The 25,012-nt window shown below is 71.7% G+C and carries 24 protein-coding genes and 1 pseudogene; 8 read left to right on the forward strand and 17 right to left on the reverse strand.

Going from position 1 to position 25,012, the window contains the following annotated elements:
• Window positions 1–220 precede the first annotated feature (220 nt).
• The 4 genes from pstS to pstB all read left to right on the forward strand — a co-directional run bounded on the left by pstS (window position 221) and on the right by pstB (window position 4,393).
• The gene (gene pstS / locus ACFVVO_RS12480) at window positions 221–1,348 is read left to right on the forward strand and encodes a phosphate ABC transporter substrate-binding protein PstS (protein ID WP_390054884.1); all 1,128 of its coding nucleotides are present in this window, start codon (window positions 221–223) and stop codon (window positions 1,346–1,348) included.
• Window positions 1,349–1,485: 137 nt separating this feature from the next.
• Complete coding sequence (gene pstC / locus ACFVVO_RS12485) at window positions 1,486–2,493, forward strand: phosphate ABC transporter permease subunit PstC (protein WP_390054170.1); 1,008 nt, start codon at window positions 1,486–1,488, stop codon at window positions 2,491–2,493.
• On the forward strand, window positions 2,490–3,551 hold the full coding sequence (gene pstA, locus ACFVVO_RS12490; protein WP_390054172.1) for a phosphate ABC transporter permease PstA: 1,062 nt from the start codon (window positions 2,490–2,492) through the stop codon (window positions 3,549–3,551). Before pstC ends, pstA begins: the two co-directional genes overlap by 4 nt.
• A gap of 65 nt (window positions 3,552–3,616) precedes the next feature.
• The gene (gene pstB, locus ACFVVO_RS12495) at window positions 3,617–4,393 is read left to right on the forward strand and encodes a phosphate ABC transporter ATP-binding protein PstB (RefSeq protein ID WP_390054174.1); all 777 of its coding nucleotides are present in this window, start codon (window positions 3,617–3,619) and stop codon (window positions 4,391–4,393) included.
• Between the two features lie 200 nt (window positions 4,394–4,593).
• Here pstB and ACFVVO_RS12500 read toward each other — a convergent pair whose 3' ends face one another.
• Complete coding sequence (locus tag ACFVVO_RS12500) at window positions 4,594–5,592, reverse strand: anion permease (RefSeq protein ID WP_390054176.1); 999 nt, start codon at window positions 5,590–5,592, stop codon at window positions 4,594–4,596.
• 7 nt (window positions 5,593–5,599) lie between these two features.
• A complete protein-coding gene (locus ACFVVO_RS12505) occupies window positions 5,600–6,220 on the reverse strand; it encodes a DUF47 domain-containing protein (protein ID WP_390054178.1) in 621 nt (206 codons plus the stop codon).
• A gap of 206 nt (window positions 6,221–6,426) precedes the next feature.
• Here ACFVVO_RS12505 and ACFVVO_RS12510 point away from each other — a divergent pair, with 206 nt between their 5' ends.
• Complete coding sequence (locus tag ACFVVO_RS12510) at window positions 6,427–6,732, forward strand: metal-sensitive transcriptional regulator (RefSeq protein ID WP_390054180.1); 306 nt, start codon at window positions 6,427–6,429, stop codon at window positions 6,730–6,732.
• Window positions 6,733–6,744: 12 nt separating this feature from the next.
• Here the strand turns inward: ACFVVO_RS12510 and ACFVVO_RS12515 are convergent, their stop codons facing one another.
• Together ACFVVO_RS12515 and ACFVVO_RS12520 are read right to left on the reverse strand one after the other, a co-directional pair.
• A complete protein-coding gene (locus ACFVVO_RS12515) occupies window positions 6,745–6,942 on the reverse strand; it encodes a hypothetical protein (protein WP_390054181.1) in 198 nt (65 codons plus the stop codon).
• A gap of 92 nt (window positions 6,943–7,034) precedes the next feature.
• On the reverse strand, window positions 7,035–7,916 hold the full coding sequence (locus ACFVVO_RS12520; RefSeq protein ID WP_390054183.1) for a hypothetical protein: 882 nt from the start codon (window positions 7,914–7,916) through the stop codon (window positions 7,035–7,037).
• 100 nt (window positions 7,917–8,016) lie between these two features.
• Here ACFVVO_RS12520 and ACFVVO_RS12525 point away from each other — a divergent pair, with 100 nt between their 5' ends.
• Window positions 8,017–8,190 carry a hypothetical protein gene (locus ACFVVO_RS12525; RefSeq protein ID WP_390054185.1) on the forward strand — a complete coding sequence of 58 codons (174 nt, stop codon included), beginning with the start codon at window positions 8,017–8,019 and terminating at the stop codon, window positions 8,188–8,190.
• 22 nt (window positions 8,191–8,212) lie between these two features.
• On the opposite strand, the gene ACFVVO_RS12530 is transcribed toward ACFVVO_RS12525, so the two are convergent.
• From ACFVVO_RS12530 to mshD, 8 genes are all read right to left on the reverse strand, one after another.
• On the reverse strand, window positions 8,213–8,626 hold the full coding sequence (locus tag ACFVVO_RS12530) for an NUDIX hydrolase (protein WP_390054187.1): 414 nt from the start codon (window positions 8,624–8,626) through the stop codon (window positions 8,213–8,215).
• Between the two features lie 19 nt (window positions 8,627–8,645).
• On the reverse strand, window positions 8,646–9,791 hold the full coding sequence (locus ACFVVO_RS12535; protein WP_390054188.1) for a CHAD domain-containing protein: 1,146 nt from the start codon (window positions 9,789–9,791) through the stop codon (window positions 8,646–8,648).
• Complete coding sequence (locus ACFVVO_RS12540; RefSeq protein WP_390054189.1) at window positions 9,772–12,126, reverse strand: RNA degradosome polyphosphate kinase; 2,355 nt, start codon at window positions 12,124–12,126, stop codon at window positions 9,772–9,774. Before ACFVVO_RS12540 ends, ACFVVO_RS12535 begins: the two co-directional genes overlap by 20 nt.
• Before the next feature lie 122 nt (window positions 12,127–12,248).
• Window positions 12,249–13,103, reverse strand: coding sequence for a hypothetical protein (locus ACFVVO_RS12545; protein ID WP_390054191.1), 855 nt, complete (start codon window positions 13,101–13,103; stop codon window positions 12,249–12,251).
• On the reverse strand, window positions 13,100–14,125 hold the full coding sequence (locus ACFVVO_RS12550) for an ABC transporter permease (protein ID WP_390054193.1): 1,026 nt from the start codon (window positions 14,123–14,125) through the stop codon (window positions 13,100–13,102). Before ACFVVO_RS12550 ends, ACFVVO_RS12545 begins: the two co-directional genes overlap by 4 nt.
• Complete coding sequence (locus ACFVVO_RS12555; RefSeq protein WP_390054195.1) at window positions 14,122–15,018, reverse strand: ABC transporter ATP-binding protein; 897 nt, start codon at window positions 15,016–15,018, stop codon at window positions 14,122–14,124. Before ACFVVO_RS12555 ends, ACFVVO_RS12550 begins: the two co-directional genes overlap by 4 nt.
• On the reverse strand, window positions 15,015–15,401 hold the full coding sequence (locus ACFVVO_RS12560; RefSeq protein WP_390054196.1) for a GntR family transcriptional regulator: 387 nt from the start codon (window positions 15,399–15,401) through the stop codon (window positions 15,015–15,017). Before ACFVVO_RS12560 ends, ACFVVO_RS12555 begins: the two co-directional genes overlap by 4 nt.
• 115 nt (window positions 15,402–15,516) lie before the next feature.
• Window positions 15,517–16,443: a mycothiol synthase gene (mshD, locus tag ACFVVO_RS12565; protein ID WP_390054198.1), complete on the reverse strand. Its 927-nt coding sequence runs from the start codon at window positions 16,441–16,443 to the stop codon at window positions 15,517–15,519.
• 219 nt (window positions 16,444–16,662) lie between these two features.
• Between mshD and ACFVVO_RS12570 the strand changes: the two genes are divergently transcribed.
• Both ACFVVO_RS12570 and ACFVVO_RS12575 read left to right on the forward strand, forming a co-directional pair.
• A complete protein-coding gene (locus ACFVVO_RS12570; RefSeq protein ID WP_390054199.1) occupies window positions 16,663–18,462 on the forward strand; it encodes a bifunctional metallophosphatase/5'-nucleotidase in 1,800 nt (599 codons plus the stop codon).
• 593 nt (window positions 18,463–19,055) lie between these two features.
• Window positions 19,056–20,849: an ABC transporter ATP-binding protein gene (locus ACFVVO_RS12575; protein ID WP_390054201.1), complete on the forward strand. Its 1,794-nt coding sequence runs from the start codon at window positions 19,056–19,058 to the stop codon at window positions 20,847–20,849.
• 71 nt (window positions 20,850–20,920) lie between these two features.
• On the opposite strand, the pseudogene ACFVVO_RS12580 reads toward ACFVVO_RS12575, so the two are convergent.
• The 5 genes and pseudogenes from ACFVVO_RS12580 to ACFVVO_RS12600 form a co-directional block, all read right to left on the reverse strand.
• Window positions 20,921–21,080, reverse strand: a pseudogene (locus tag ACFVVO_RS12580) (pectin esterase); the annotation flags it as partial.
• Between the two features lie 178 nt (window positions 21,081–21,258).
• Window positions 21,259–22,740 carry a sensor histidine kinase gene (locus tag ACFVVO_RS12585; RefSeq protein ID WP_390054203.1) on the reverse strand — a complete coding sequence of 494 codons (1,482 nt, stop codon included), beginning with the start codon at window positions 22,738–22,740 and terminating at the stop codon, window positions 21,259–21,261.
• Window positions 22,737–23,471 carry a response regulator transcription factor gene (locus tag ACFVVO_RS12590; RefSeq protein WP_390054204.1) on the reverse strand — a complete coding sequence of 245 codons (735 nt, stop codon included), beginning with the start codon at window positions 23,469–23,471 and terminating at the stop codon, window positions 22,737–22,739. The genes ACFVVO_RS12585 and ACFVVO_RS12590 overlap by 4 nt, the downstream gene beginning before the upstream one ends.
• A gap of 89 nt (window positions 23,472–23,560) precedes the next feature.
• Window positions 23,561–23,815, reverse strand: a complete 255-nt coding sequence (locus ACFVVO_RS12595; RefSeq protein ID WP_390054206.1) for a hypothetical protein — start codon at window positions 23,813–23,815, stop codon at window positions 23,561–23,563.
• 31 nt (window positions 23,816–23,846) lie between these two features.
• Window positions 23,847–24,905 (reverse strand): S1C family serine protease, encoded by a 1,059-nt coding sequence (locus ACFVVO_RS12600; RefSeq protein WP_390054208.1) that lies wholly within the window; start codon window positions 24,903–24,905, stop codon window positions 23,847–23,849.
• Window positions 24,906–25,012: the final 107 nt, after the last annotated feature.

The following is a 25,012-nucleotide window of genomic DNA, read 5'->3' on the forward strand; positions in this document are numbered from 1 at the left end:
AGGCCGGAACCTCCACGTGCTCTCCCCGTGAGCATTCCGTGACCTCACCGGGCCGACGGCAGGGGTTCACCCCACGTTCACTTCCGGCCATCGGCGGCTTCACCTGTTCTGCCTAATTTCGGCCTTACGCGGTGCTCGGGGCGGCCATGAACGCGCTCACGCACCTTCGATGTCTTCGCACGCCGCCCACTGCGGCGGCTCCTGGAAGGAACTCCCGAAAGTGAAGCTTCAGCGCAAGAACCGGCTGCGCGCCCTCTCGCTCGGTGCTGTCGCCGTCTCCGGCGCCCTGGCCCTGACGGCGTGCGGTTCCGACGACACGGGCAAGAAGGCGACGGACGGTTCCTCGTCGTCGACCAGCGCCGGCTCCATCAAGTGCGACGACGCCAAGGGGCAGCTCCTCGCCGACGGCTCCTCCGCGCAGAAGAACGCGATCGACGCCTGGGTGAAGAACTTCTCGCAGGCCTGCGGCGTGCAGATCAACTACAAGGGCGGCGGCTCGGGCGCCGGTGTCACCGCGTTCACGCAGGGCCAGGTCGCCTTCGCCGGCTCCGACTCCGCGCTGAAGCCGGAAGAGGTCACCGCCTCCAAGAAGGTCTGCTCCGGCGGCCAGGGCATCGACCTCCCGATGGTCGGCGGCCCGATCGCCGTCGGCTTCAACGTCCCGGGTGTGGACAACCTGGTCCTGGACGCGCCGACCCTCGCCAAGATCTTCGACAGCAAGATCACCAACTGGAACGACCCGGCGATCAAGAAGCTGAACCCGTCGGCGAAGCTTCCCGACCTCAAGATCCAGCCGTTCCACCGCTCGGACGAGTCCGGCACCACGGACAACTTCACCAAGTACCTGATGGCCACCACCCCGGACAACTGGAAGTACTCCGGCGGCAAGGCCTGGCAGGCCAAGGGCGGCCAGTCCGCTCCGCAGTCCGCGGGCGTGGCCCAGCAGGTGAAGCAGACCTCCGGCGCCATCGGCTACTTCGAGCTGTCCTACGTCTCGGACGGCATCAAGCCCGTCTCCATCGACACGGGCGCCGGCAAGCCGGTCGCGCCCAGCACCGAGAGCGCCACCGCCGACATCGCGGCCGCCAAGGTCGTCGGCACCGGCAAGGACCTGTCGCTGCAGCTCGACTACAAGACCAAGGCCGAGGGCGCGTACCCGATCACCCTGGTCACCTACGAGATCGTCTGCGACAAGGGCAACAAGGCGGACAGCCTGCCCGCCACCAAGGCCTTCCTGCGCTACATCGCCAGCGAGGACGGCCAGAAGATCCTCTCGGGCATCGACTACGCGCCCGTCCCCGACGAGATCATCGCCAAGGTCCGCACCACCATCGAGGGCCTGAACTGACCTGAGTGCGGTCCGGCCCCCCGCGGGGCCGGGCCGCACCGTCCGGTGCACCGCCGCCCGGAGTCGCACCGCCCCCCGACGGGCGTACGGCTCCACCGAGCCGCCCATCGAAGCGGCTCCGCAGACCGGAGAACCCGATGGACATATCGACGCAGACAACCGACGCACTTCCACCCCGTCCCGAGCCGACCCTGACCGAGCAGGCGCGCAGCGCCCGCGGCGCGAGCCGCCCCGGTGACCGCGTCTTCCTCGGCCTGTCCCGTGGCTCGGGCATCCTGCTGCTGGTGATCATGGCCGCGATCGCGGTCTTCCTCACCTACCGCGCCTCGCTCGCGATCAGCAAGGACCACGGCAACTTCCTGACCACCTTCGAGTGGAACACCAACCTCACCCCGCCGGTCTTCGGCATCGCGGTGCTGGCCTTCGGCACGGTCGTCTCCTCGGTCGTCGCCATGGCCATCGCGGTCCCGGTCTCGGTCGCCATCGCGCTGTTCATCACGCACTACGCGCCGCGCAGGCTGGCCGGCCCGGTCGCGTACGTGATCGACCTGCTCGCCGCCGTGCCGTCCATCGTGTACGGCCTGTGGGGCGCCCTGATCCTCGTACCGCACATGACCGGCCTCTACGGCTGGCTGGACAAGTACCTGGGCTGGACCGGCGTCTTCGACTGGCAGGGCGGCGCCCCGCGCTCGATGCTCACCGTCGGCCTCCTGCTCGCGATCATGATCCTGCCGATCATCACCAACGTGAGCCGTGAGGTCTTCCGGCAGGTCCCGCAGATGCACGAGGAGGCCGCGCTGGCCCTCGGCGCCACGCGCTGGGAGGTCATCCGCATGGCGGTGCTGCCCTTCGGCCGCTCCGGCGTGATCTCCGCCTCGATGCTCGGCCTCGGCCGCGCCCTCGGCGAGACGATGGCCGTCGCCACCGTGCTCTCCCCGACCTTCGACATCCAGGCCAGCCTGCTCGACCCGGGCGGCGGCACCTTCGCCCAGAACATCGCCAGCAAGTTCAGCGAGGCGACGCAGGACGGCCGGGACGCGCTGATCGCCTCCGGTCTGGTCCTGTTCGTCATCACCCTGCTGGTCAACGGTGCGGCCCGCGCGATCATCGCCCGCCGCAAGGAGTACTCGGGGGCCAACGCATGAGCACCGCCAGCCTCGCCGACAAGCGCGCCAACTCGCTGCGCGGCGCGAGCCTGCCGAAGTGGTCCCCCTGGGCCATCGCCGCCGGATCCCTCGTGGTCGCGGTGGGCGTCGGCCTCGCCGCCGGCCTGGACAGCAAGGTCCAGTGGGGCCTGATCGCCGCGATCCTGTTCATCCTCGGCACGTTCGGCATCGCCGCCCGCGTCGAGGGCCGCCGCCAGGCCAAGGACCGCGTCGCGACCTCGCTCGTCTGGGTCGCCTTCCTGCTCGCCGTCATCCCCCTGGTCTCCCTGATCTGGGTGACCGTGGCGCGCGGTGTGAAGGTCCTCGACGTCTACTTCCTCACCCACTCCATGGGGGTCGTCGCCGACTCCGAGCCGGGCGGCGGCATCTACGCCGCCATCATCGGCAGCCTTGAGCAGGTCGGCCTCGCCACCGTGATCGGCGCGCCGGTCGGCATCCTCACCGCGATCTACCTGGTGGAGTACGGCCGCGGCAGGCTCGCCAAGGCCGTCACCTTCTTCGTCGACGTGATGACCGGCATCCCCTCGATCGTCGCGGGCCTGTTCATCCTCAGCCTGATGCTGATCTTCAGCATGCAGCCCTTCGGCTTCGCCGGCTCACTCGCGCTGGCCATCCTGATGATGCCCGTCGTGGTCCGCTCCACCGAGGAGATGCTCAAGCTCGTACCGAACGAGCTGCGTGAGGCGTCGCTGGCGCTGGGCGTGCCGAAGTGGCGCACCATCCTCAAGGTGGTCCTGCCGACCTCGATCGGTGGCATCACCACCGGCGTCATGCTCGCCGTCGCCCGTATCGCGGGCGAGACCGCGCCGGTGCTGCTGCTGGTGTTCGGCAACCCGTTCATCAACAACAACCCCTTCGAGGGCGCGCAGGCGTCGCTGCCGCTGTACATCTACCAGCAGTACTCGCAGAGCGCTGGTGCCAACGCGGCGTACGACCGAGCGTGGGCGGCCTCGCTCACGCTGATCGCCTTCGTGATGATCCTCAACATGGTGGCCCGGGGCATCGCCCGCTGGAAGGCCCCGAAGACCGGTCGCTAAGGCATCGATCGGCGGCTACCGCCGCGTGGCGACCCCCTCAGCGACTGACTGGAAGTGAAGTAGTTATGGCCAAGCGAATCGACGTGAGCGGACTCACCGCTTACTACGGCTCCCACAAGGCGATCGAGGACATCTCGATGACGGTCGAGCCGCGCTCGGTGACGGCGTTCATCGGGCCGTCCGGCTGCGGCAAGTCGACGTTCCTGCGCACGCTGAACCGGATGCACGAGGTGACCTCCGGCGGCCGTGTCGAGGGCAAGGTGCTGCTGGACGACGAGGACCTGTACGGCGCCGGGATCGACCCGGTGTCGGTGCGGCGCGAGGTCGGCATGGTGTTCCAGCGGCCGAACCCCTTCCCGACGATGTCGATCTTCGACAACGTGGCGGCGGGGCTGCGGCTGAACGGCAGCTACAAGAAGTCCGAGCTCAGCGACGTCGTGGAGAAGTCGCTGAAGGGCGCGAACCTCTGGAACGAGGTCAAGGACCGGCTGAACAAGCCCGGCTCCGGCCTGTCCGGCGGTCAGCAGCAGCGGCTCTGCATCGCCCGGGCGATCGCCGTGGAGCCGAAGGTGCTGCTGATGGACGAGCCGTGCTCGGCCCTGGACCCGATCTCCACGCTCGCCATCGAGGACCTGATCGGTGAGCTGAAGGAGCGCTTCACGATCGTCATCGTGACGCACAACATGCAGCAGGCGGCCCGGGTGTCGGACCGCACGGCGTTCTTCAACCTGGCGGCGGTCGGCCAGCCCGGGCGGCTGATCGAGATCGACGACACCGAGCGGATCTTCTCCAACCCGTCGGTGCAGGCCACGGAGGACTACATCTCCGGACGCTTCGGATAGGTCCTCCCGTTCGGATCAGGCCGGACCAGGGCGCGGTACCGGGCCCGCGAGCCCGGCGTGATCCACACCGGAGGGCCTGAGTCCCAGATCCCCTCGCGGTGCTGCATGGCGGTGCCACCGCGAGGACGCAAAAGGGCCCGCCCCCGGAATTCCGGGGGCGGGCCCGATTCGTCGTACCGGCCGTCCCGCCGGAGGACGGTCTACAGGACGGTCAGGTTCACGATCCCGAAGGCCGCCGCGGCGACCAGGGCCGCCGCCGGCATCGTGATGAACCAGCCCATGACGATGTTCTTGGCCACGCCCCAGCGCACCGCGTTCACCCGCTTCGTCGCGCCCACGCCCATGATCGCCGAGGTGATGACATGGGTGGTGGAGATCGGCGCCTTGAAGATGAACGCCGTGGTGAACATGATCGACGCGCCCGTCGCCTCGGCCGCGAACCCCTGCGGCGGGTCGAGCTCGATGATCTTGCGGCCCAGCGTGCGCATGATCCGCCAGCCACCGGCGTACGTCCCCAGGGACAGCATCACGGCGCAGACGATCTTGACCCAGACCGGGATCGGGTCGCCGAAGGTCTCGTGGCCCGAGATGACCAGGGCCAGCACCACGACACCCATGGTCTTCTGGGCGTCCTGCAGACCGTGCCCGAGAGCCATCGCGGCCGCCGACACCGTCTGCGCTATACGGAAGCCCCGCTTGGCCTTGTGCGGGTTGGACCGGCGGAACAGCCACAGGATGGCCGTCATCACCAGGTAGCCGACGATCAGGCCGACGACCGGCGACAGGAACATCGGAATGACGACCTTGTTCAGGACGCCGTTCCACAGCACCTCGGTGCCGCCCGCGAGCGCCGCGCCCACCATGCCGCCGAAGAGGGCGTGCGAGGACGAAGAGGGCAGGCCGAAGTACCAGGTCAGCAGGTTCCAGACGATGGCACCGACCAGGGCCGCGAAGAGGATGGCCATCCCCTTCGAGCCCTGTGGTGTCTCGATCAGGCCCTCGCTGACGGTCTTGGCGACCCCGGAGCCCAGGAAGGCACCGGCGAGGTTCATCACCGCGGCCATGGCGAGAGCCGCCCGCGGGGTCAGCGCCCGCGTCGACACCGAGGTCGCGATCGCGTTCGCGGAGTCGTGGAAGCCGTTCGTGTACGTGAAGAAGAGCGCGACCGCGACGGTCACGATCAGGGCGAGGGTGTCCATCGACGCCTCAGGACTCCTTGACGGCGATGGTCTCCACCGTGTTCGCCACGTGCTCGAACGCGTCCGCCGCCTCCTCGAGCACATCCACGATCTGCTTCAGCTTCAGCACCTCGATCGCGTCGTACTTGCCGTTGAAGAGGTGCGCCAGCAGCTTGCGGTGGATCTGGTCGGCCTGGTTCTCGAGCCGGTTGATCTCGATCCAGTACTCGGTGAGGTTGTCCATCGTGCGGAGGTTCGGCATCGCCTCCGCGGTCAGCTCGGCCGCCCTGGCCAGCACCTCGATCTGCTGCTCGACGCCCTTCGGCAGCTCCTCGACGTTGTAGAGGACGACCAGGTCGACGGCCTCTTCCATGAAGTCCATGATGTCGTCCAGGGACCCGGCGAGGGTGTAGATGTCCTCACGGTCGAAGGGCGTGATGAACGAGGAGTTCAGCTGGTGGAAGATCGCGTGCGTGGCGTCGTCACCTGCGTGTTCCGCGGCCCGCATACGCTCTGCGATCTCGGCCCGGGCGGAAGCGTCCGCCCCGAGCAGTTCCATCAGGAGCTTCGAGCCGGTGACGATGTTGTCCGCGGACGCGGCGAACATGTCGTAGAAGCTCGTCTCCCTGGGGGTCAGACGAAAGCGCACTTGGGGTCCTCTAGGTGCTTCGGTTTCGGTCAGGCTGATGCTAGGCGCAACATCCGGCCACGGCTATCGGGCCGTCTCCCAGTGTCGCCCATCGTTCGGATCGATCAGCACGGGGGCGTACCAAGGGCCCTCTACCCCGCGAAATTCGTTACCATATACCCAGTAGGGGTATCTATCCGCAGCTCGTCCCGACATGGAGGCCCGTGATGACGACGACCGAGGCCGGCGCCACGCACGGTTACCACAAGCAGAAGGACGAGCACCTCAAGCGGCTGCGCCGCATCGAGGGCCAGATCCGCGGCCTGCAGCGCATGGTCGACGAGGACACGTACTGCATCGACATACTCACCCAGGTGTCCGCCTCCACCAAGGCCCTGCAGTCCTTCGCCCTGCAACTGCTGGAGGAGCACCTGCGGCACTGCGTGGCGGACGCGGCCCTCAGGGGCGGCGAGGAGATCGAGGCCAAGGTGGACGAGGCGACGAAGGCGATCGGCCGGCTGCTGCGCACCTGAGCTGCGCCGGTCTCAGAGCCGGTCCCGGCTCCGGGGGCGATCGGCGGATTTCCGCTCCTCGGCCACCCGCAGCACCTCGTCGATGCTCTCCAGGCTCAGCCGGTCCTCGGCGGCCGAGGCGGCGATGATCAGCTCTCCGCACAGCTCGATCTCGGCCAGGGCCACGTGGTCCTGAACTGCCGTACCGCCGAGCGGAGCCACGTGCGTCACCTCGTCTCTGCCGTCACCGACTTCCTAGAGTAGGCAGCGCCCCACACACCGCGCATGGCACGGACGGGCTAGTTCGACAGGCGCGTCACTGACTAGTGCCCTGACTGGATCTCGTCCCCGGCGCCGGGCTCGCTCTCGGCGACGCGGCCCGCGTAGATGTCCGCCGCGCTCGGCAGCCGCACGTCCACGGGGGTGCCGAACCCGAACAGCAGCGTGCTCGAGGCGACCGCGACCGGCGTCTTCTCGCGGCCGTTGACGAAGCTGAAGCGCTGGCGCAGCTTGCGGATGCGGCCCTGGTCGTCCAGGTAGGCGTCGAACGGCACCTCCGCCGTGGCGAACCCCTTCGCCGCCGCGGCCAGGGACGCCCGGTTGTCCGCCGAGGCGCTCACCGACGCACGGGACAGGTCCGCCGTCCCCCGGTAGTGGCGCACCGGAGTCCCGCCCACCTCGGTCCGCCCCACGTACGTCGCCGTGCGTGTCCCGCGCAGCACCTCCGCCGCCGCGTACGGGTCGGTGGCGCCGCCGGTGACGAGGTTGCCGTCGGACAGGCCCGCGGTCTCCACCCGTACCCACTTGTCGGCGGGTACGCCCGCGCCCCGGTTCTTCATGAACAGGGCACCGGGCGCGAGGAGCTCGGTGATGGGCCGGTGCTCGGGGGTGCCCGCCGGGTCCTCCGGGAGCACCACGGTCAGCTCCCCGAGCCGGTGCCGGAAGTCGTAGCCGCCCCGGCCGCGGATGGTGACCCGGGTGCCGCCGGTCGCCATCTCCATGGACGTGGTGGCCTTGGAGCTGCCCGCCTCGCGCAGGGTGTCGGCGGCCCGCCGCAGCACGGCCACCGGGTCGCCGCCGGCGCCGTGCGCGCCCTCGGCCGCGGCCCGGTCACCGGTGCACCCGGTGGCCGCCGCCCCTAGCCCGAGCATGACTCCCACCGCGAGGGCGATCCTTCCCGCGCGCCTGTACTGCCGCCGATCCATCGCGTGAAACCCCCAGCCGGTAGGTCCGTCACGGGCCCCCTGTCTTCCCGGTTAACGACCGGTAGGGAGCACCGTCACGCGCTGCCGTACCGTTGTCACCGTGGTGCAGCAGGACGGGCCGGGGCGAGCCCGGCAGGGGCAGGAACACCTCACGGCGACGACCGAGCAGGGCCGCTTCTGCGTGGCCCGCTGCAGCTGCGGCTGGCGCGGCCCGGCCCGCCGGGCCCGCAGCCTCGCCAGAGCGGACGCGGAGGCCCACGCGGAGGTGGAGTGAAGCGGCCCTACCGGGCAGCCCCTCAGCGGTGTTCGAAGCGCCGGGTGAGGGCGTCGACGAGGTCGCGGTCGCGGGGCTGGGTCAGCCGGTGGCGGGCCTCGGCGGGGGAGAGCCACAGGATCCGGTCCACCTCGTCGTTCGGGGCGAAGGCTCCCGCGGTGGCCTCGGCCGCCCAGTAACGCACCCGTTTGGGACGGCCGTTGGCCAGGTAGCTCAGGGTCGGCAGCTCGGATCCGGGCTCGGCCGTGTACCCGGTCTCCTCCGCGACCTCGCGCAGGGCGCCCGCGAGCGCGTCCTCGCCCCGCTTCAGCTTGCCCTTCGGGTGGGACCAGTCGTCGTACTTGGGCCGGTGGACCAGGCAGAGCTCCAGACCGCCGGCCGCCGGCGAGCGGCGCCACAGGACGCAGCCCGCCGCCTCGACCGTGGTGTCGTTCACACCGCCTCCTCGCGGGGGTTCAGGACGCGCCGACCGTCTGCTTCTGCCAGGCCTGCTGGAAGGCGAACCTGGCGGCCTCCACCTCGTGCCGCTGGTCGGCGTGGAGCACGCCCAGGGCGTACGCCGTCGCCGGGGCGATGCGGGGGGTACGGGCCGCCTGGGCCGCCGCTGCCGCCGCCTCCGAGGCGTCCCGGTGGCGGTTCAGGGACTGGCCTGCCGTCAGCAGCCGTACGTCGACAGGGGAGTTGCCGCCGTGCAACACCTCGCGGGCGTAGCGGTGCAGGCGCAGCAGCAGGCGGACCTGGTGCCAGGGGCCGTCCTGGGGGTGCGGCGACGGGTCCGGGGACAGGCCGTGGACCAGGGCCGCCGCGTTGTAGGGGTGGCCCGCGGTGAGCAGCGGGAGGGCGGCGACGGCCTGGGTGAGGCGTTCCTCGGCCGCGGCGGCGAGGGGGTGCAGCGCGGTGCCGGTCGCGTTGGGGGTGAGCGGGACCTCGCTCGCCAGTAAGGCCACTTTGTCGGCGACCGCGTGGAAGCGGGAGGAGCCGAGGGCCTGCAGGGCCGTGGAGTGGGCCCGGGTCCGGGCCAGGGTGAGCTGGCGTTCCAGCAGGGCCCCCGCCTTGGCCGCACCGACCGTCAGGTTGCCGCGTTCCGGGGCGTGCGCCGGACGGGCGGGGCCACCGGTGCCGGGCAGCGCCGCGTTCACCGGGGCGGGTGCCGACCCGGTGCCGCGACCGCCGGCCGCCCCGGCCGCGTCGGTCAGGGTGCCGACGGTCACCGCGGCCACGGGCTGGGCCGGCAGCGCCGCGGTACCCGAGAGCCGGTTCAGGGCCTGCAGCAGCCGTTCCAGGCGGGCCTCGTAGGCGTGCTCCAGTTTCAGGGTGCCCGACAGCCAGGCCAGTTCCGGGCGCATCTCCTCCGACCAGTCCGGGTCGAGCAGCGGGCGGAAGGTGTGCAGGCTGGCGCTGATGCGGCGGACCGAGCGGCGCAGCAGCAGCGCCGCGTCGACGGACTCCTGCGCGCCGCCCGCGCTGACGCCGCCGGTCTCCCGGTGCGCGCGCAGCGCGCGGAGGAACTCCGTGGCCCGGCCGCGTAGATGGCCCGCGAGGGCGTCTCCGGTCACCGCCTGGGCCGTGGGGTCCGTCGGGTCAAGGTGTCGCTGTGCCACGCCGGCGCCTCCGGGCGTCTATGAGCATCTCCTGGACGTTGCGCAGGGGCTGTCCGTCCGCGTCGGTCGCGTGCCGGGTCCACTCGCCGTCGGGGCCGAGGTGCCAGGAGGCGGTGGTGTCGGACATACCGGTGTCGAGCAGCCGGTTCAGGGACGCCCGATGGCCGGGGTCGGTGACCCGGACCAGGGCCTCGATCCGGCGGTCGAGGTTGCGGTGCATCATGTCGGCGCTGCCGATCCACACCTCGGGTTCGCCGCCGTTGCCGAAGGCGAACAGCCGGGAGTGCTCGAGGAAGCGGCCGAGAATGGAGCGCACCCGGATGTTCTCCGACAGGCCCGCGACGCCGGGGCGGACGGCACAGATGCCGCGCACCCACACGTCCACCGGAACGCCGGCCTGGGAGGCGCGGTACAGCGCGTCGATGACCGCCTCGTCGACCATCGAGTTGACCTTGATGCGCACGAAGGCGGGGCGGCCCGCCCGGTGGTGCTGGACCTCCTTGTCGATCCGCGCTATCAGGCCGTCGCGCAGCGACTTGGGGGCGACGAGGAGGCGGCGGTAGGTCTCCCGGCGGGAGTAGCCGGACAGCCGGTTGAAGAGGTCGGAGAGGTCCGCGCCGACCTGCGGGTCGGCGGTGAGCAGGCCGAGGTCCTCGTACAGCCGGGCCGTCTTCGGGTGGTAGTTGCCGGTGCCGACGTGGCTGTAGCGGCGGAGGGTCTCGCCCTCCTGACGGACCACCAGGGACAGCTTGCAGTGCGTCTTCAGGCCGACCAGGCCGTACACCACGTGGCAGCCGGCCTCCTCCAGCTTGCGCGCCCACTTGATGTTGGCGTGCTCGTCGAAGCGGGCCTTGATCTCGACCAGGACGAGGACCTGCTTGCCGGACTCGGCGGCGTCGATGAGGGCGTCGACTATCGGGGAGTCGCCGGAGGTGCGGTACAGGGTCTGCTTGATCGCCAGGACGTCCGGGTCGGCGGCCGCCTGCTCCAGGAAGGCCTGCACGGAGGTGGAGAAGGAGTCGTACGGGTGGTGCAGCAGCACGTCCCGGGCGCGCAGGGCGGCGAAGATGTCCGGCGCGGACGCCGACTCCACCTCGGCCAGGTCGCGGTGGGTGCCCGCGACGAACTTCGGGTACTTCAGCTCCGGCCGGTCGAGGCTGTGGATGCGGAAGAGACCGGTGAGGTCCAGGGGGCCGGGCAGCGGGTACACCTCGGCCTCGGAGATCTTCAGCTCGCGGACCAGCAGGTCCAGCACCTCGCGGTCGACGGACTCCTCGACCTCAAGGCGCACCGGCGGTCCGAAGCGGCGCCGCATGAGCTCCTTCTCCAGGGCCTGGAGCAGGTTCTCGGTGTCGTCCTCCTCGACCTCGAGGTCCTCGTTGCGGGTGAGCCGGAAGGCGTGGTGCTCCAGCACCTCCATGCCCGGGAACAGTTCCTCCAGGTGCGCGGCGATGACGTCCTCGAGCGGGACGTAGCGGCCCGGGGCGGCCTCCAGGAAGCGGGACAGCAGCGGCGGCACCTTCACGCGCGCGAAGTGCCGGTGGCCGCTGACCGGGTTGCGCACGACGACGGCCAGGTTCAGGGACAGGCCGGAGATGTACGGGAACGGGTGCGCGGGGTCGACGGCCAGCGGGGTCAGCACGGGGAAGATCTGGTGCCGGAAGAGCGTGAAGAGGCGTGCCTGCTCCTTCTCGGTCAGCTCGTTCCAGCGGACCAGGTGGATGCCCTCGTCGGCGAGCGCGGGGGCCACGTCCTCGTGGTAGCAGGCGGCGTGCCGGGCCATGAGCTCGCGCGAGCGGGCCCAGATCATCTCCAGCACCTCGCGCGGCTGGAGACCGGACGCGGAGCGGGTGGCGACACCGGTGGCGATGCGGCGCTTCAGGCCGGCCACCCGGACCATGAAGAACTCGTCCAGGTTGCTGGCGAAGATCGCCAGGAAGTTGGCCCGCTCCAGCAGGGGCGTGTTCGGGTCCTCGGCGAGTTCCAGGACGCGCTCGTTGAAGGCGAGCCAGCTTCGCTCCCGGTCGAGGAAACGACCCTGGGGCAGCGGCGCCCCGTCGCTCTGCGCCTCTTCGTAGGCGTCGAGGTCGGCGTCGAGGTCGGGTTCCAGGTCGGAAACGGTCGCGGCGACCGCATGGGACCGGTGCGCGGCGATGGAGCCCACGGAGGGCTGCGTGTGCTGGGCCTCTGCCTGGGTGTCTTGCTGACTCATGACACCATTCTTCCGCGCCACCCGCGAGACAGGCGCGTCGGAACGTGCGGGCGGGAGCGTCACGGCCCCGTTCCCCGCGGGCCCCCCGGGGGGCGGCGAAGGCTCTGGCACGACGGGCTTCATTGGCCGAGCGTCGCAAGCCAGTCTGAATCGATGGTTACGGAGACATGACGTCCCGGATATCGGGGGGCGGCCCCCGGGTGCGTCCCTCCCCCCGTGGAAGGGACGCACACCCGGGTAACGGCCTAGGCGGCCCGGCGGCGCAGCACCAGGAAGGCGGCCGTCGTCACCAGCGTGGTCAGGGCCAGCACGACGCCCGTCTCCACCAGGTGCAGGGGCCAGAAGTGGGACGCGGGGTGGTAGACGGCGAAATCGCCGCCGGCGTTCCGTCCCTCGCGCACCTGCCAGGCGCCGGCCGGCAGCGTGAACGGTTTCGGGGAGGTGCGGGTGAGCGCCGGCCACAGATCCGCGCGGTACTGGGTGAGCAGCAGGTTGACCAGCCACATCGCGGCGACGGCGGAGCCGAGCGCGGCCAGGGTCCGGCGCAGCAGCAGCGCCGCGAGGGTGCCGACGGCCAGCGCGCACAGGCCGTACGCCACGGTGAGCGGGCCGCGGGCGACGAAGACGTCGCCGGTGGACCAGCGGTCGCCCATGAGTGAGCGGTGGGCTCCCCAGCCCCAGCGGTACATCAGCACCAGGACGGTGCCGCCGGCCGTGACGGCCAGGGCCGGCAGGGCGAGCTTGGCGGTCAGCCAGCGGATGGGCGTGACGCCCTGCGTCCAGGCGAGGCGGGCGGTGCCGGACTCCAGTTCCCGGCCGATCAGCGCACCGCCCGCGAACGCGGCGACGGCGAGGAAGCTGTAGCAGACGAGGGTGCCGATCCAGGCGGTCGGTTCGCTGTAGCCGAGGCCGGCGAAGACGTCCCGGCACATGTCGGCGTGCCGGCAGCGGGCCAGGGACGCGAGGACGGAGCCGGCGGTGACCTCGTTCAGCCACACCAGCCAGCCGGTCAGAGCGGCGACGGCGGCGGCCCACACGAGCAGGGCGGTGCGGTGCAGCCGCAGCACGGTGCGGGGCAGGCCCTGGAGGGCGGCGCTCACGCGGTGGCCCCCTTTCCGGCCCGGAGCGACCCGGACAGGCGCCTGAGCACGCGGAACGCGGCCAGGGTGAACAGCGCGGCCAGGGCCAGCAGGAAGGCGCTGGTGGTGAGCTGGAGCGGCCAGTAGTGGGAGGCGGGGTGGTAGGCGTGGAACCAGCCGACGGCGCCCCGCTCACGGAAGATCCGCGCGCAGCCTTCCGTGGTGGCCGCGTAGCACTCGGGCTCGGGGATGTGCCCGCCGCCGCGGATGGCCAGACCCTTGGCCACATCCACGCCGGAGTAGGGGGCGGCGTAGCCGTGTTCGAGGCTGGTCACGCGGGTGACGGCCGGCCACAGGTGCGGCATGAGCCACTGCGCCAGGCCCCAGACGCCGGCGGTGAGGACGACGGAGACGGCGAGCGCGGGCAGGGCACGGCCCAGGGCCAGGCCGGTGAGGGCGCCGGCGGCCAGGGCGGCCAGGGCGAGGGCGACGGTGGTGGGGCCGTTGGTGTGGAAGGTCCAGAAGTCGTACCAGTTCTTGGCGGTGTCCACGCGGCCGTCGGCGGCCGACCAGGCCCGGTGGTGCAGGAACACCAGCAGACTCGTGCCCGCGGCGACCGCGGCGGCGGGCAGGGCCAGCCTGGTCACCAGCCAGCGGACGGGCGTGATGCCCTGGGTCCAGGCGAGGCGGGCGGTGCCGGACTCCAGCTCGCGGCCGGTGAGGGCGGCGCCGGCCCAGGCGGCCACGAGGAACGGCAGGGCGGCGAGGGACAGCGTGAGGTAGTTGTAGACGTCCTTGTAGCGCAGGATCGCGTCCTGGGCGTAGGGGCACTTCTCGGACCACTTGCAGGCGTTGTACTGCCGCCAGCCCTCCGCGGCCGCGTCGGTGAGCGGTCCGGCGAGCCACAGCAGCAGGGCGGCGCCGAGGATCACCAGAGCGGTCCAGACGACGAGCGCCGGACGGTGCAGGCGTAGCAGCCAGCGGGCTGTCCGGGGCCGCGCGGCGGGGGCCCGGACGGCGGCCGGGGCGGTCGCGGCGCTCATGCGGCACTCTCCTCGGTCGCGGCCGGTGCGGTGGTGAGGGCGGGGGCCTGCGGGTTGCGCAGATGGGCGAGGACCAGTTCCTCCAGGGTGGGCTCCGCGGCGCGCCAGTCGTCGCCGAGCGGGCCGGTGGGGCGGATCAGCGCGGTCCGCTGGCGGCCGGTGACCCGGTCCTCGACCACGGTGTGCGCGTCCAGGCCCGCCTTCTCGGCGGGCCCGCTGACCCGCAGGTGGGCGGCGAGCAGGTCGTCGATCTCGCCGGCCAGCCGGACCCGGCCGTCGCCGACCAGCAGCAGGTGGTCGCAGGAGTCCTCCAGCTCGGCGACCACGTGCGAGGACATCACGATGGTGGTGCCGTACTGGGCGGCCTCGGCCATCAGGGTGCCCATCAGCTCGTGCCGGGCGAGCGGGTCCAGGTCGGCCATCGGCTCGTCCAGGAGCAGCAGTTCGGGCCGCTTGCCGAGGGCCAGGGCGAGTGCGACCCGGGTGCGCTGGCCGCCGGACAGCGACCGTATGCGGGCCTTGGGATCGAGCGGACCGGCGGCCACGATCCGTCCGGCGGTCTCCGCGTCCCAGCGCTCGGGGTTGAGGTCGGCGCCCATGCGCAGCGTCTCGGCGACCGTGAGCTGCGGGTACAGCGGCTTGTCCTGGGCGACGTAGCCCACCCGGGCGCGGGCCGCGGCGGGCGTGGTGCCGAGCACCGTCAGCCGGCCCTCGGTGGGCGGGAGCAGTCCCGCGGCGAGGGCGAGCAGCGTCGACTTGCCGGCGCCGTTGGGCCCGACGACGGCGCACACCCGCCCGGCGGGCAGCCGGAAGCCGCAGTCGCGCAGCGCCCAGCCTCCCCTGCGCCCGAAGCGCTTGCCGAGGCCGGTGGCCTCCAGAGCCGTGTCGCTCATGAACGTTCTCCCTGGAAGTGCTTGTCGAGTACGGCGGTGAAAAGGGCCGCCACGTCGTCCCGGTCAAGGCCCGCCGCGGCGGCCCTCGCCGTCCACTGCTCCAGCTCCGCCCGCAGGGGGGAGTCGGCCGGGGCGGCGCCCAGTGAGCGCCGGACGAAGGTGCCGAGTCCGCGCCGCGCCTCGACCAGGCCCTCCCGTTCCAGCTCGCGGTAGGCCTTGAGGACGGTGTTGGGATTGATGGCGGTGGCCTCGACGACCTCGCGGGCCGTCGGCAGCCGGTCGCCCGGGCGCAGCAGGCCCAGCCGGAGGGCCTGTTTGGTCTGCTGGACGATCTGGACGTAGGTGGCGACCCCGCTGTGCCGGTCGATGCGGTATTCGACCACGCGATGAACCACCCTTTCACTAATTGAGTAGTGAAAGGGTGGTGCAAGAGAGGGGTGGCCGTCAAGCCGGCCACCCCTGGGGTCTGCGCCGGGCGCCTGCGCGCGCCCCGGTATGTCAGGTTTCGGCGCGGTACATCAGGTCGGTCTCGTACGTCGTGAAGCCCAGCCGCTCGTACACCGCGACCGCCGCCTTGTTGTCGGCGTCGACGTACAGCATGGCCGTCGGCAGCCCCTGCGCCGCCAGATGCCGCAGGCCGGTCAGGGTCAGGGCCTTGCCGAGCCCGCCGCCCTGCTCGCCCGGCCGGACCCCGAGCACGTACACCTCGCCGAGCCCCTCCTCGGCGTGCACCTTGGTCCAGTGGAAGCCCACCAGCTCCCCGCGCCGCTCCGCCAGGAAGAACCCGGCCGGGTCGAACCACGGCAGGGCCTTGCGGTCGTCCAGGTCGCGCTGGGTCAGCGAGCCCTGCTCGGGGTGGTGCGCGAACGCGGCCGCGTTGACCGCGAGCCAGGCCGCGTCGTCCTTGCCCGGCACGAAGGCCCGCACGCTCACGCCCTCCGGCAGTACCGGCTCGGGCAGCTCCGGGTCGGTCAACGGCCGCCGCATCTGGCGCAGTTCACGGAACAGGGTCAGGCCGAGCACCTGGGCGAGATGACGGGCGGCGGAGTGCCCGCCGTGCGCCCACACCCGCAGCCGCTTGCCCGAGGCGGCGAGCATCGCCGAGCCCAGCGCCCGGCCGTGCCCGTGCCCGCGGTGCGCCGGGTGGACGACCAGTTCGGCGGCCGGTGCCTCCACCGGGTCGGTGTCCTCCAGCTGGCCGTAACCGACCAGTTCGCCCCCGGCGGTCAGCAGCAGGTGCGAGACGCCCTCGCGAGGGCCCCCGCGAAGCTGCAGCCGGCCCTGCTCGGACACCGGCTGCTGCCCGTCGACGCGGGCGGCCTCGGCGAGCAGTCCGAGCACGGCCTCGGCCTGGTCCGGGTCGAGCGCGGAGCGGGTCTCGAGGGAACGGGAGGGGACCGGCCGTACGGTGTCGTCGCTGCTCATGCGTACGAGGGTACGGGGCCGCCGGGGCGAAGTCCCGGTACCGCGGAGGGGAGAAGTCCCGGTACCGCGGAGGGCGGAAGTCCCGGTACCGCGAGGGAAGAAGGACGGCCAAGGGAAACCAGGACGTAACCCCGAACCCCCTGTCGCGCTACGCGCGTTGACCTTAGGCTGCGCGGCGAACGGGGGCCACGCGCCCCAGCCGACCCACAGGGGGGTTTCATGTCAGCCGCACCCCGGCTCACCAGACGCAGGACCTACGGCCTTCTCGCCACCACCGCCGCTCTCGCCACGGCCGCCGGCCTGGCCGCCGCCCTGCCCGCGCAGGCGCACACCGGCAAGGGTGGCCACGGGCACGGTCATTCCAGCCGCTACCAGGACGTCCAGCTCCTGTCCTTCAACGACCTGCACGGCAACCTGGAGCCCCCGTCCGGCTCCTCCGGCCGGGTCACCGAACTCCAGCCGGACGGCACGACGAAGACGATCGACGCGGGTGGCGCCGAGTACCTCGCCACCCATCTGCGCCAGGCCCGCCAGGGCCACCCGTACTCCATCACCGCGGCCGGCGGCGACATGGTCGGCGCCTCCCCGCTGCTGTCCGGGCTCTTCCACGACGAGCCCACCATCGAGGCGCTCAACAAGCTGAAGCTGGACGTCACCTCGGTCGGCAACCACGAGTTCGACGAGGGCGCGAAGGAACTGGCCCGTCTGCAGAACGGCGGCTGCCACCCCACGGACGGCTGCTACAGCGACAAGAAGTTCGAGGGCGCCGACTTCCCGTACCTCACCGCCAACGTCCTGGACGACAAGACGGACCGGCCGATCCTGAAGCCCTACTGGGTCTGGCAGAAGAAGGACGTCAAGATCGGCTTCATCGGCGTCACGCTGGAGGGGACCCCTGGCATCGTCTCCGCCGACGGCGTCAAGGGCCTGAAGTTCAAGGACGAGGCCGAGACGATCAACAAGTACGCCAAGGTGCTCCAGCGCCAGGGCGTCCAGTCGATCGTGGCCCTGATCCACGAGGGCGGCTTCCCGGCCTCCGGCTCCTACAACTACGACTGCGACTCGGCGGGCGCGGGCTCCGGCATCTCCGGCCCGATCGTGGACATCGCGAAGAACGTCACGCCGGCCGTCGACGCGCTCGTCACCGGCCACACCCACAACGCCTACGTCTGCACGATCCCCGACCCGTCGGGCCGGCCGCGCATGGTCACCTCGGCGTCCTCCTTCGGCCGCCTGTACACGGACACCACGCTCACCTACGACCACCGCACCGGCGACATCGTGCGCACGGCCGTGAAGTCCGCGAACCACGTGGTCTCCCGGGACGTCCCCAAGGCGGCGGACATGACCGAGCTGATCTCGAAGTGGAACACCCTGGCCGCCCCGATCGGCAACCGGCCCATCGGCTACATCGCCGGTGACATCAACAACACCGGCACCGAGTCCCCCATGGGTGACCTCATCGCCGACGCGCAACTCGCGCACGGCAAGGAGCTGGACCCGAAGACCAGCCTCGCCCTGATGAACCCGGGCGGCGTGCGCACGGGCCTGACCTACGCGGCCAAGGGCGCCGAGGGCGACGGCGTCGTCACCTACGCCGAGGGCTTCACGGTCCAGCCCTTCGCCAACACCGTGAACCTCCAGGACTTCACCGGTGCCCAGCTGATCCAGGTGCTCAAGGAGCAGGTGAGCGGGCCCAACGCGGCGGCCCCGAAGATCCTCCAGCCCTCGGCCGGACTCACCTACACGCTCGACATGACCAAGTCCGGGGCGGACCGCGTGGTCACCGACTCCATCCGGCTGAACGGCGCCGCCATCGACCCGGCGGCCACCTACCGCGTCGCCACCAACAGCTTCCTGGCGGGCGGCGGCGACGGCTTCCCCACCCTGGGACAGGGCACGAACGACCTGGTCGGCAGCGACGACCTGGCCGCGCTGGCGAAGTACCTGACGGCCAACTCCTCGGCCACGAACCCGATCGCCCCGCCGAAGGCGGACCGCGTCACGATCACGCAGTAGCCGCCATGAGCCGGCTCGCACACCTCGGGTAGAGGTTGCGGGTGGGGTCCCGACCCCTACGACGGGCCGGGCGCGCCCTGGGGGGTCCCCCCTCGGCTCCAAGTGGGCCGCTGAGTGGACCCGTAATTTCTGTGTGAATGCTCTGCCGGTTCCGAAATGGCCCTGAGAATTACTCTCAGGGCCATTTCATTGAAGTCTCAGCGGAATTGGTATTTCCGCGCTTTCGGCCGCCGTAGTGTTTTCCATGTCGAAAGCGAACGGCGCTGAAGACACCGAACCGACAGGAAAGGTGAAGCACATGAGCTTCCACAAGATCGCCCCGGTGGAGAAGACCCGCAAGCCCGCCCCGCAGCCGGTGCACCAGAAGAAGGGCCCGAAGAAGCCCGCTCCGAAGCGCCCGGTCGGCCACAAGTAAGGGCTTTGTGAGTGCCGGTGTGATCCGGCGGTAAAAGCAAGCTGAGTTCAGCCGGTGAAAAAGCTGGGTTCGGTACACAGGAACCCGTTGAGGCGGGGCCACCGAAATCCGTGTGGTCGGACGGTGGCCCCGCCTCGGCCGTGCCCGGACCCGGGTCCGGAAGAGGGAGTCGACGTTGTTGAGGGAAGCCAGCGGGGCCTTCCGCCGTTTCTGGCCGCTGACCCGCGGCGACCGCGGGTGGCTCGCACTGATCGTGGCCTGCGTGGTCGTCGCCGCGCTCGCCGAGACAGCGGCGATCCTGCTGTTCGCGCGCCTGACGGACCACGCCCTGAAGGCCGGCTCGCTCGCCGCCTTCTGGGGGCCGGCCGGCGCCTGGCTGGGCGTGGCCGTGCTCGCCGCTCTCGCCGGCTACCTCGGCAACTCGCTGGCCACCTGGACCGCCGAGAGATTCGTACTGCGGCTGCGCGCGGCCGTCTTCCGGCACGTGCAGGACCTGCCCCCGCACTTCTTCCAGCGGCACCGGCAGGGTGACCTCGTCGAACGGCTCACCGGGGACGTCGAGTCCATCGAGCAGCTGGTGGTCTCCGGGATCGTGGGCGCCGTCTCGGCCGGCTTCTCCGCCGTCTTCTACGCCTGTGCCGCTCTGTGGCTGCGCTGGGACCTGGCGCTGGCCACCTTCGTCCTCGCACCCCTGTTCCTGCTCGCCGCCCGCCGCTTCTCCGGCCGGATCCAGCAGGCGTCCCGGGACGAGCGGGCCGCCGACGGTGCCATCACCTCCGTGGTCGCGGAGTCCCTGGGCAACATCATGCTCACCCAGGCCTACAACAGGCAGCGCGACGAGGCACGGCGGCTCGACCGCGAGGCCCGCGCCTGGCTGCGGGCCAGTGTGCGCGGGGCCCGGCTGAGCGAGCTGTACGAGCAACTCGTCGAGGTCGTCGAGACGCTGTGCGTGCTGGCGGTGATCGGGCTCGGGGTGTGGGAGATCTCGGCTGGGCGGATGAGCCTCGGTCAGCTTCTCGCCTTCGCCGCCTTCCTCGGCCAGCTGTATCCGCCGGTCCGCAGCCTGGGCGGGCTCGGTCTGACGGTGACCGCGGCCACCGCCGGCGCGCGGCGCATCGGGGAGATCCTGGACGCCGAGCCCGCCGTCGCCGACCCCGACCACCCGGTGGCCGCCTGGCCGGTGCGCGGCCGGATCGGCTTCCACGGCGTCTCCTTCCGCCACCCGGACTCCTCCCGCCCCGCCCTGCGGGACATCAGCTGCACCGCGGGACCGGGCGAGCTGGTCCTCGTCACCGGCCCGAGCGGCGCCGGGAAGTCCACCCTCGCCGGGCTCCTCACCCGCTTCCACGACCCCTCGGCCGGCGTCGTCCGCCTGGACGGCGTCCCGCTCACCGACATACCCCTGCACTTCCTGCGCGAGCAGATCGCCCTGCTCCCGCAGCAGACACTGATCCTGAGCGGCACCGTCCGCGAGAACATCGGCTGCGGCCGGCCCGGCGCGAGTGACACCGAGATCGAACGGGCGGCCCGGGACGCGGCGGCGCACGACTTCGTCACCGCGCTGCCCGACGGCTACGACACCCGCCTCGCCCCCGGTGCCTCCGCCCTGTCCGGCGGCCAGCTCCAGCGCATCGCCATCGCCCGCGCGATGCTCCGCGCCGCCCCGGTGCTCGTCCTGGACGAGCCCACGGCGGGCCTGGACGCGGTGGCCGCCCGCCAGGTGGTGCGGCCGCTGCGCCGGCTGATGGCGGGGCGCACCACCGTCATGATCACCCACGACCTGAGCCTCGCCCCCGACGCGGACCGCGTCCTGGTCCTCGACCACGGCCGGCTGGTCGAGGCGGGGACGCACGCGGAACTGCTGGCGCGCGGCGGCGTCTACGCCCGGCTCGCCGGGCCCCTGCCGGAGGCCGCGGCCGGACCGGACACGGCGCCGGGCACGGCCGACGACACGCTGATCCTCAGGTGGTAACGGGCCGCCTCCGGGCCGCTACCCCACCGGCTTCTCCGCAAGGCCCTCACCCTACGGAGCGGCTCTCGGCGTCAGGAAGAGGCGGGCGTCCGGTCGCCCAGCCAGTCGGCGACCTCCTGGTTCGCGGCCTGGACGTCGGTCAGCCGGGGACGGTCCGCGCTCGCCGTGCCCGCGCCCGGCCCGCTGTCGCGGTAGTTCGGCGAACCGGTCGTCCTTCCACGAGAAGCCGCTCGCGACGGCCCCGCGGCGCCGGCGGTGACGGGGGGTGCGGGGGCTCATGGGCGGCTCCGGTCCCGGAGGAGGTGTGAGTGTCCTCAAGTCGCCACGGGACGGGGAAAGGTTGCCCCGTCCCCTGTCCCCCATGCCCCGTCTCGGATCCGACGGTGCCGTGCCCGGCCCGCCCGGCTGTCTACACGGTCTCCGGCGGAGCCGTGGCCGCGCCCGGGAGGCGGATCGTGGCGGTCGTGCCGCCGCCCTCCGCCCGGGCCAGGGAGACCTCGCCGCCCGCCCGCTGAACCGTGCGGGCCACGATGGACAGGCCGAGGCCGGAGCCGGGCAGGGCGCGGGCGCTGGGGGAGCGCCAGAAGCGGTCGAAGACGTGCGGGAGTTCGTCGGCGGGGATGCCGGGGCCGTGGTCACGGACCGTCAGGACACCCTTGGCCAGCCGCACCTCGACGGTGGCGCCCTCCGGGCTGAACTTCACCGCGTTGTCGAGGACGTTGACCACCGCCCGCTCCAGCGCGGAGGGCTCCGCGCGGACGTACCAGGGCTCCAGGTCCGCCGTGATGGTCAGTTCGGGGCCGCGCAGGCGGGCCCGGCGCAGGGCCGCCTCGACGCTGTCCTGGAACGACACCACCTGGACGCGCTCGCCCCGCTGGCCCTCCGAGCGGGACAGCTCCTGCAGGTCGCCGATCAGCGCGGCCAGTTCCGTCATCTGCGCCTTCACCGAGGCGAGCAGCGCCTTGCGGTCCTCCGGGGGCAGCGGGCGGCCCGTCTCCTCGCTGCGGGTGAGCAGCTCGATGTTCGTGCGCAGCGAGGTGAGCGGGGTGCGCAGCTCGTGGCCGGCGTCCGCGATGAGCTGCTGCTGGAGGTCGCGGGAGCCGGCCAGCGCGGTGGTCATCGAGTTGAAGGAGCGCGAGAGCCGGGCCACCTCGTCCTCGCTGTCGTCGTCGACGGGGATGCGGATGCCCAGGTCCTCGGTCCGGGCCACGTGCTCGACGGCCTCCGTGAGCTTGTCGACCGGGCGCAGCCCCGCCCGGGCCACCGCGAGTCCCGCCGCGCCGGCCCCGACCACCCCGATACCGGAGACGAGGAGCAGGATCAGGGCGAGGTCCTTCAGCGTGTCCTGGGTGTTCTTCAGCGGTATGGCGACCATCAGGGCCGTGTTCGGGTACATCTGGGGCTGCGTCCCGGGCCCCGGGCTGAACGTCAGCGGCTGGGTCAGCACCCGCACCGCGTTGCCCTCGGAGTCGGTGCCGTCGCGCAGGATGCCGTCGTGCTGCAGGCCGTCGTGGTCGTCCGCCCGGGCGATGACGTCGGTGTCGGCGGAGGTGGTCTTCACCCGGCCCGCGGAGTTGGAGGACACACAGGCGGTGCCGTTCTGCTTCACGAGCTGGATGTAGTAGTAGTTGCCGTGCGCGTGGAAGTCACCGAGTCCGGCGTCGCCGGGCGTCTGCGGGCACGACTCCAGCGTGGAGACGATGTTCACCAGCCGCTGCGGCTCCGAGACCTTCTGCAGATCGGCGTCGACCTGGTCGTACAGCTTGCGCTCCACGATGAACCAGCTCGTCACCGAGACCGCCGCCACCGCGAACGCCACCGCCGCCGCGACCAGCATCGCCAGCCGGGCCCGGATCGGCAGCGCCCGGTAGCGGCGCGCCAGCCGGCTCACTCGGCCCCGCCCTGCCGCAGTACGTACCCCACGCCCCGGACGGTGTGCACGAGCCGCGGCTCGCCGCCCGCCTCGGTCTTGCGGCGCAGGTACATGACGTAGACGTCCAGCGAGTTGGAGGAGGGCTCGAAGTCGAAGCCCCAGACGGCCTTCAGGATCTGCTCGCGGGTGAGGACCTGGCGCGGGTGGGCCATGAACATCTCCAGGAGCGTGAACTCCGTGCGGGTCAGTTCCACCTGCCGGCCGCCCCGGGTGACCTCCCGGGTGGCGAGGTCCATGCGCAGATCGCCGAAGGTCAGCGCCTCGTCCGCCTGGGCCTCGGCCGACACGTCGGCCGCGTACGAGCTGCGCCGCAGCAGCGCGCGGATACGGGCGAACAGCTCGTCCAGCTCGAAGGGCTTGACCAGGTAGTCGTCGGCCCCGGCGTCCAGCCCCGTCACCCGGTCGCCCACCGTGTCGCGGGCCGTGAGCATGAGGATCGGGGTGGTGTCCCGGGCGCCCCGGATCCGGCGGGCCGCGGTCAGGCCGTCCATGCGGGGCATCTGGATGTCCAGCACCACCAGGTCCGGCCGGTACGCGGCCGCCTTCTCCAGGGCGTCCGCGCCGTCGACCGCGACCTCGGTGTCGTATCCCTCGAAGGCGAGGCTGCGCTGCAGTGCCTCGCGCACGGCGGGCTCGTCGTCGACGATCAGGATGCGCTGGGGGTCACGGTCGCCTTCGGCGGGGCTCATCGCTCGCGGTTCCTCGGGGTGCGGTGGGTGGTGGACGGGGTGCCTCTCAGCCTCGCACGCCCGGGGGCCGTGGGGCACGCACGCCGGGCTCAGGAGCCCAGCGTGCTCAGGCCGCGCGCCGCGCTCAGCTGGTGCACCGCGCTCAGACGGCGCAGCGGCACCTTGCGGCGGTGCGGACGGTCGGCGGAGGTGCGCAGGCCCATCAGCTCCGGGGCCGGCACCGCGACCTCCGGGACGCGGGGGCCGGCGGCGGCCGCGTGCAGCTCGTACGCCGCCGCCAGGGGGAGGGTGAGGGCGGCCGGGCCGGTGCCCGTGACGTCACTGTGCGAGACCTGAGTGATCATGACGTGCTCCCTACTATGCCGGGTGGGTCGTTCAGCTGGTCGAGCCGGCCCGCAGCTTGGCGAGGTCGGACTTGACGGTGTCGACGGGGATCGCGAAGCCGAGCCCGACGCTGCCCGCGTCCGAGGACGAGGAGGCCTGCGAACTCGAGGAGTACATGGCGGAGTTGATGCCGATGACATGACCGCTCGCGTCGATCAGCGCGCCGCCGGAGTTGCCGGGGTTCAGCGAGGCGTCGGTCTGGATCGCCTTGTAGGTCGTCGTGGACGAGCCGGTGTCGCCGTTGAACTGGCGGCCGCCGAACTGGAACGGCCACTGGCCGTCTTCGCCCTGGCCCCGGCTCTGGCCCTGGCTCTCGTCGGTGGAGACGGTCACGTCCCGGTCGAGGGAGGAGACGATGCCGCTGGTGACGGTGCCGGTCAGACCCTCGGGGGAGCCGATCGCGACGACCGAGTCGCCGACCTGGACGTCGGAGGAGTCGCCCAGCGCGGCGGCCGTCAGCCCGGAGGCCCCCTGCAGCTTGATCAGCGCGAGGTCCTTGGAGCTGTCGGTGCCGACGACGTCCGCGGTGTAGCTCTTGCCGTCGCTGGTGCGCACCTTGATGGAGGAGGCGCCGGAGACCACGTGGTTGTTGGTGACGATCTCGCCGCCGGACGTGATGATCACACCGGAGCCGGTGGACGAGCCGTTGCTGAGGGTCGCCTGGATCTCGACGACGCTCGGGCTCACGGCCGAGGCGATCGCTGCGACGTCGCCCCTCTTGCTCGAGGGGACCACGGTGGTCGTGGTGCCGGGCGAGGCGACCGTGTCCTTGCCGGTCAGCTCCTGGAAGGCGTAGGCGGTGCCGCCGCCGACCGCGGCCGCGACGATCGCCACGGCGGCGAGCAGCGCTATCGGCCCCCGGGTGCGCTGTCCGGCCGGTCCGGCGGCCGGCTCGGTGCCCGGCGCCGTGACCGTGGCCGCCGCGGGCTCGTACGGCGGCGGGGGCGGCCACTCGGGGTTCACGGGAGCGGAGTGGACGTGCTGCTGGGCGTACCCGCCCTGGGGTCCCTCGTACTCGTACTCGCCGCTGCGGCGGATGCTCTCGGTCATGACAATGAGCATGTCCCGCGACCATGAGAGCCGCCTGAGTGCTCCCTGAGAAGCCCGGCAGAACCGCGTTCGCCCGATATGAAGACGCTTCTCGTCGCTTGGAGCGG

Origin of the sequence: Streptomyces sp. NPDC058145, from assembly GCF_042884245.1 — a bacterium.
GTDB lineage: Bacteria > Actinomycetota > Actinomycetes > Streptomycetales > Streptomycetaceae > Streptomyces.

What these genes read in the sequence shown, in the direction of transcription:
- ACFVVO_RS12510 (WP_390054180.1), top strand. Translation starts at nt 6,427, where the DNA reads ATGACGACGACCGAGGCCGGCGCCACGCACGGTTACCACAAGCAGAAG.
- ACFVVO_RS12600 (WP_390054208.1), bottom strand. Translation starts at nt 24,905, where the DNA reads ATGACCGAGAGCATCCGCCGCAGCGGCGAGTACGAGTACGAGGGACCC.
- ACFVVO_RS12540 (WP_390054189.1), bottom strand. Translation starts at nt 12,126, where the DNA reads ATGAAGCCCGTCGTGCCAGAGCCTTCGCCGCCCCCCGGGGGGCCCGCG.
- pstC (WP_390054170.1), top strand. Translation starts at nt 1,486, where the DNA reads ATGGACATATCGACGCAGACAACCGACGCACTTCCACCCCGTCCCGAG.
- ACFVVO_RS12570 (WP_390054199.1), top strand. Translation starts at nt 16,663, where the DNA reads ATGTCAGCCGCACCCCGGCTCACCAGACGCAGGACCTACGGCCTTCTC.
- ACFVVO_RS12590 (WP_390054204.1), bottom strand. Translation starts at nt 23,471, where the DNA reads ATGAGCCCCGCCGAAGGCGACCGTGACCCCCAGCGCATCCTGATCGTC.
- pstB (WP_390054174.1), top strand. Translation starts at nt 3,617, where the DNA reads ATGGCCAAGCGAATCGACGTGAGCGGACTCACCGCTTACTACGGCTCC.
- mshD (WP_390054198.1), bottom strand. Translation starts at nt 16,443, where the DNA reads ATGAGCAGCGACGACACCGTACGGCCGGTCCCCTCCCGTTCCCTCGAG.
- ACFVVO_RS12595 (WP_390054206.1), bottom strand. Translation starts at nt 23,815, where the DNA reads ATGATCACTCAGGTCTCGCACAGTGACGTCACGGGCACCGGCCCGGCC.
- ACFVVO_RS12500 (WP_390054176.1), bottom strand. Translation starts at nt 5,592, where the DNA reads ATGGACACCCTCGCCCTGATCGTGACCGTCGCGGTCGCGCTCTTCTTC.
- ACFVVO_RS12520 (WP_390054183.1), bottom strand. Translation starts at nt 7,916, where the DNA reads ATGGATCGGCGGCAGTACAGGCGCGCGGGAAGGATCGCCCTCGCGGTG.
- ACFVVO_RS12550 (WP_390054193.1), bottom strand. Translation starts at nt 14,125, where the DNA reads ATGAGCGCCGCGACCGCCCCGGCCGCCGTCCGGGCCCCCGCCGCGCGG.
- pstA (WP_390054172.1), top strand. Translation starts at nt 2,490, where the DNA reads ATGAGCACCGCCAGCCTCGCCGACAAGCGCGCCAACTCGCTGCGCGGC.
- ACFVVO_RS12555 (WP_390054195.1), bottom strand. Translation starts at nt 15,018, where the DNA reads ATGAGCGACACGGCTCTGGAGGCCACCGGCCTCGGCAAGCGCTTCGGG.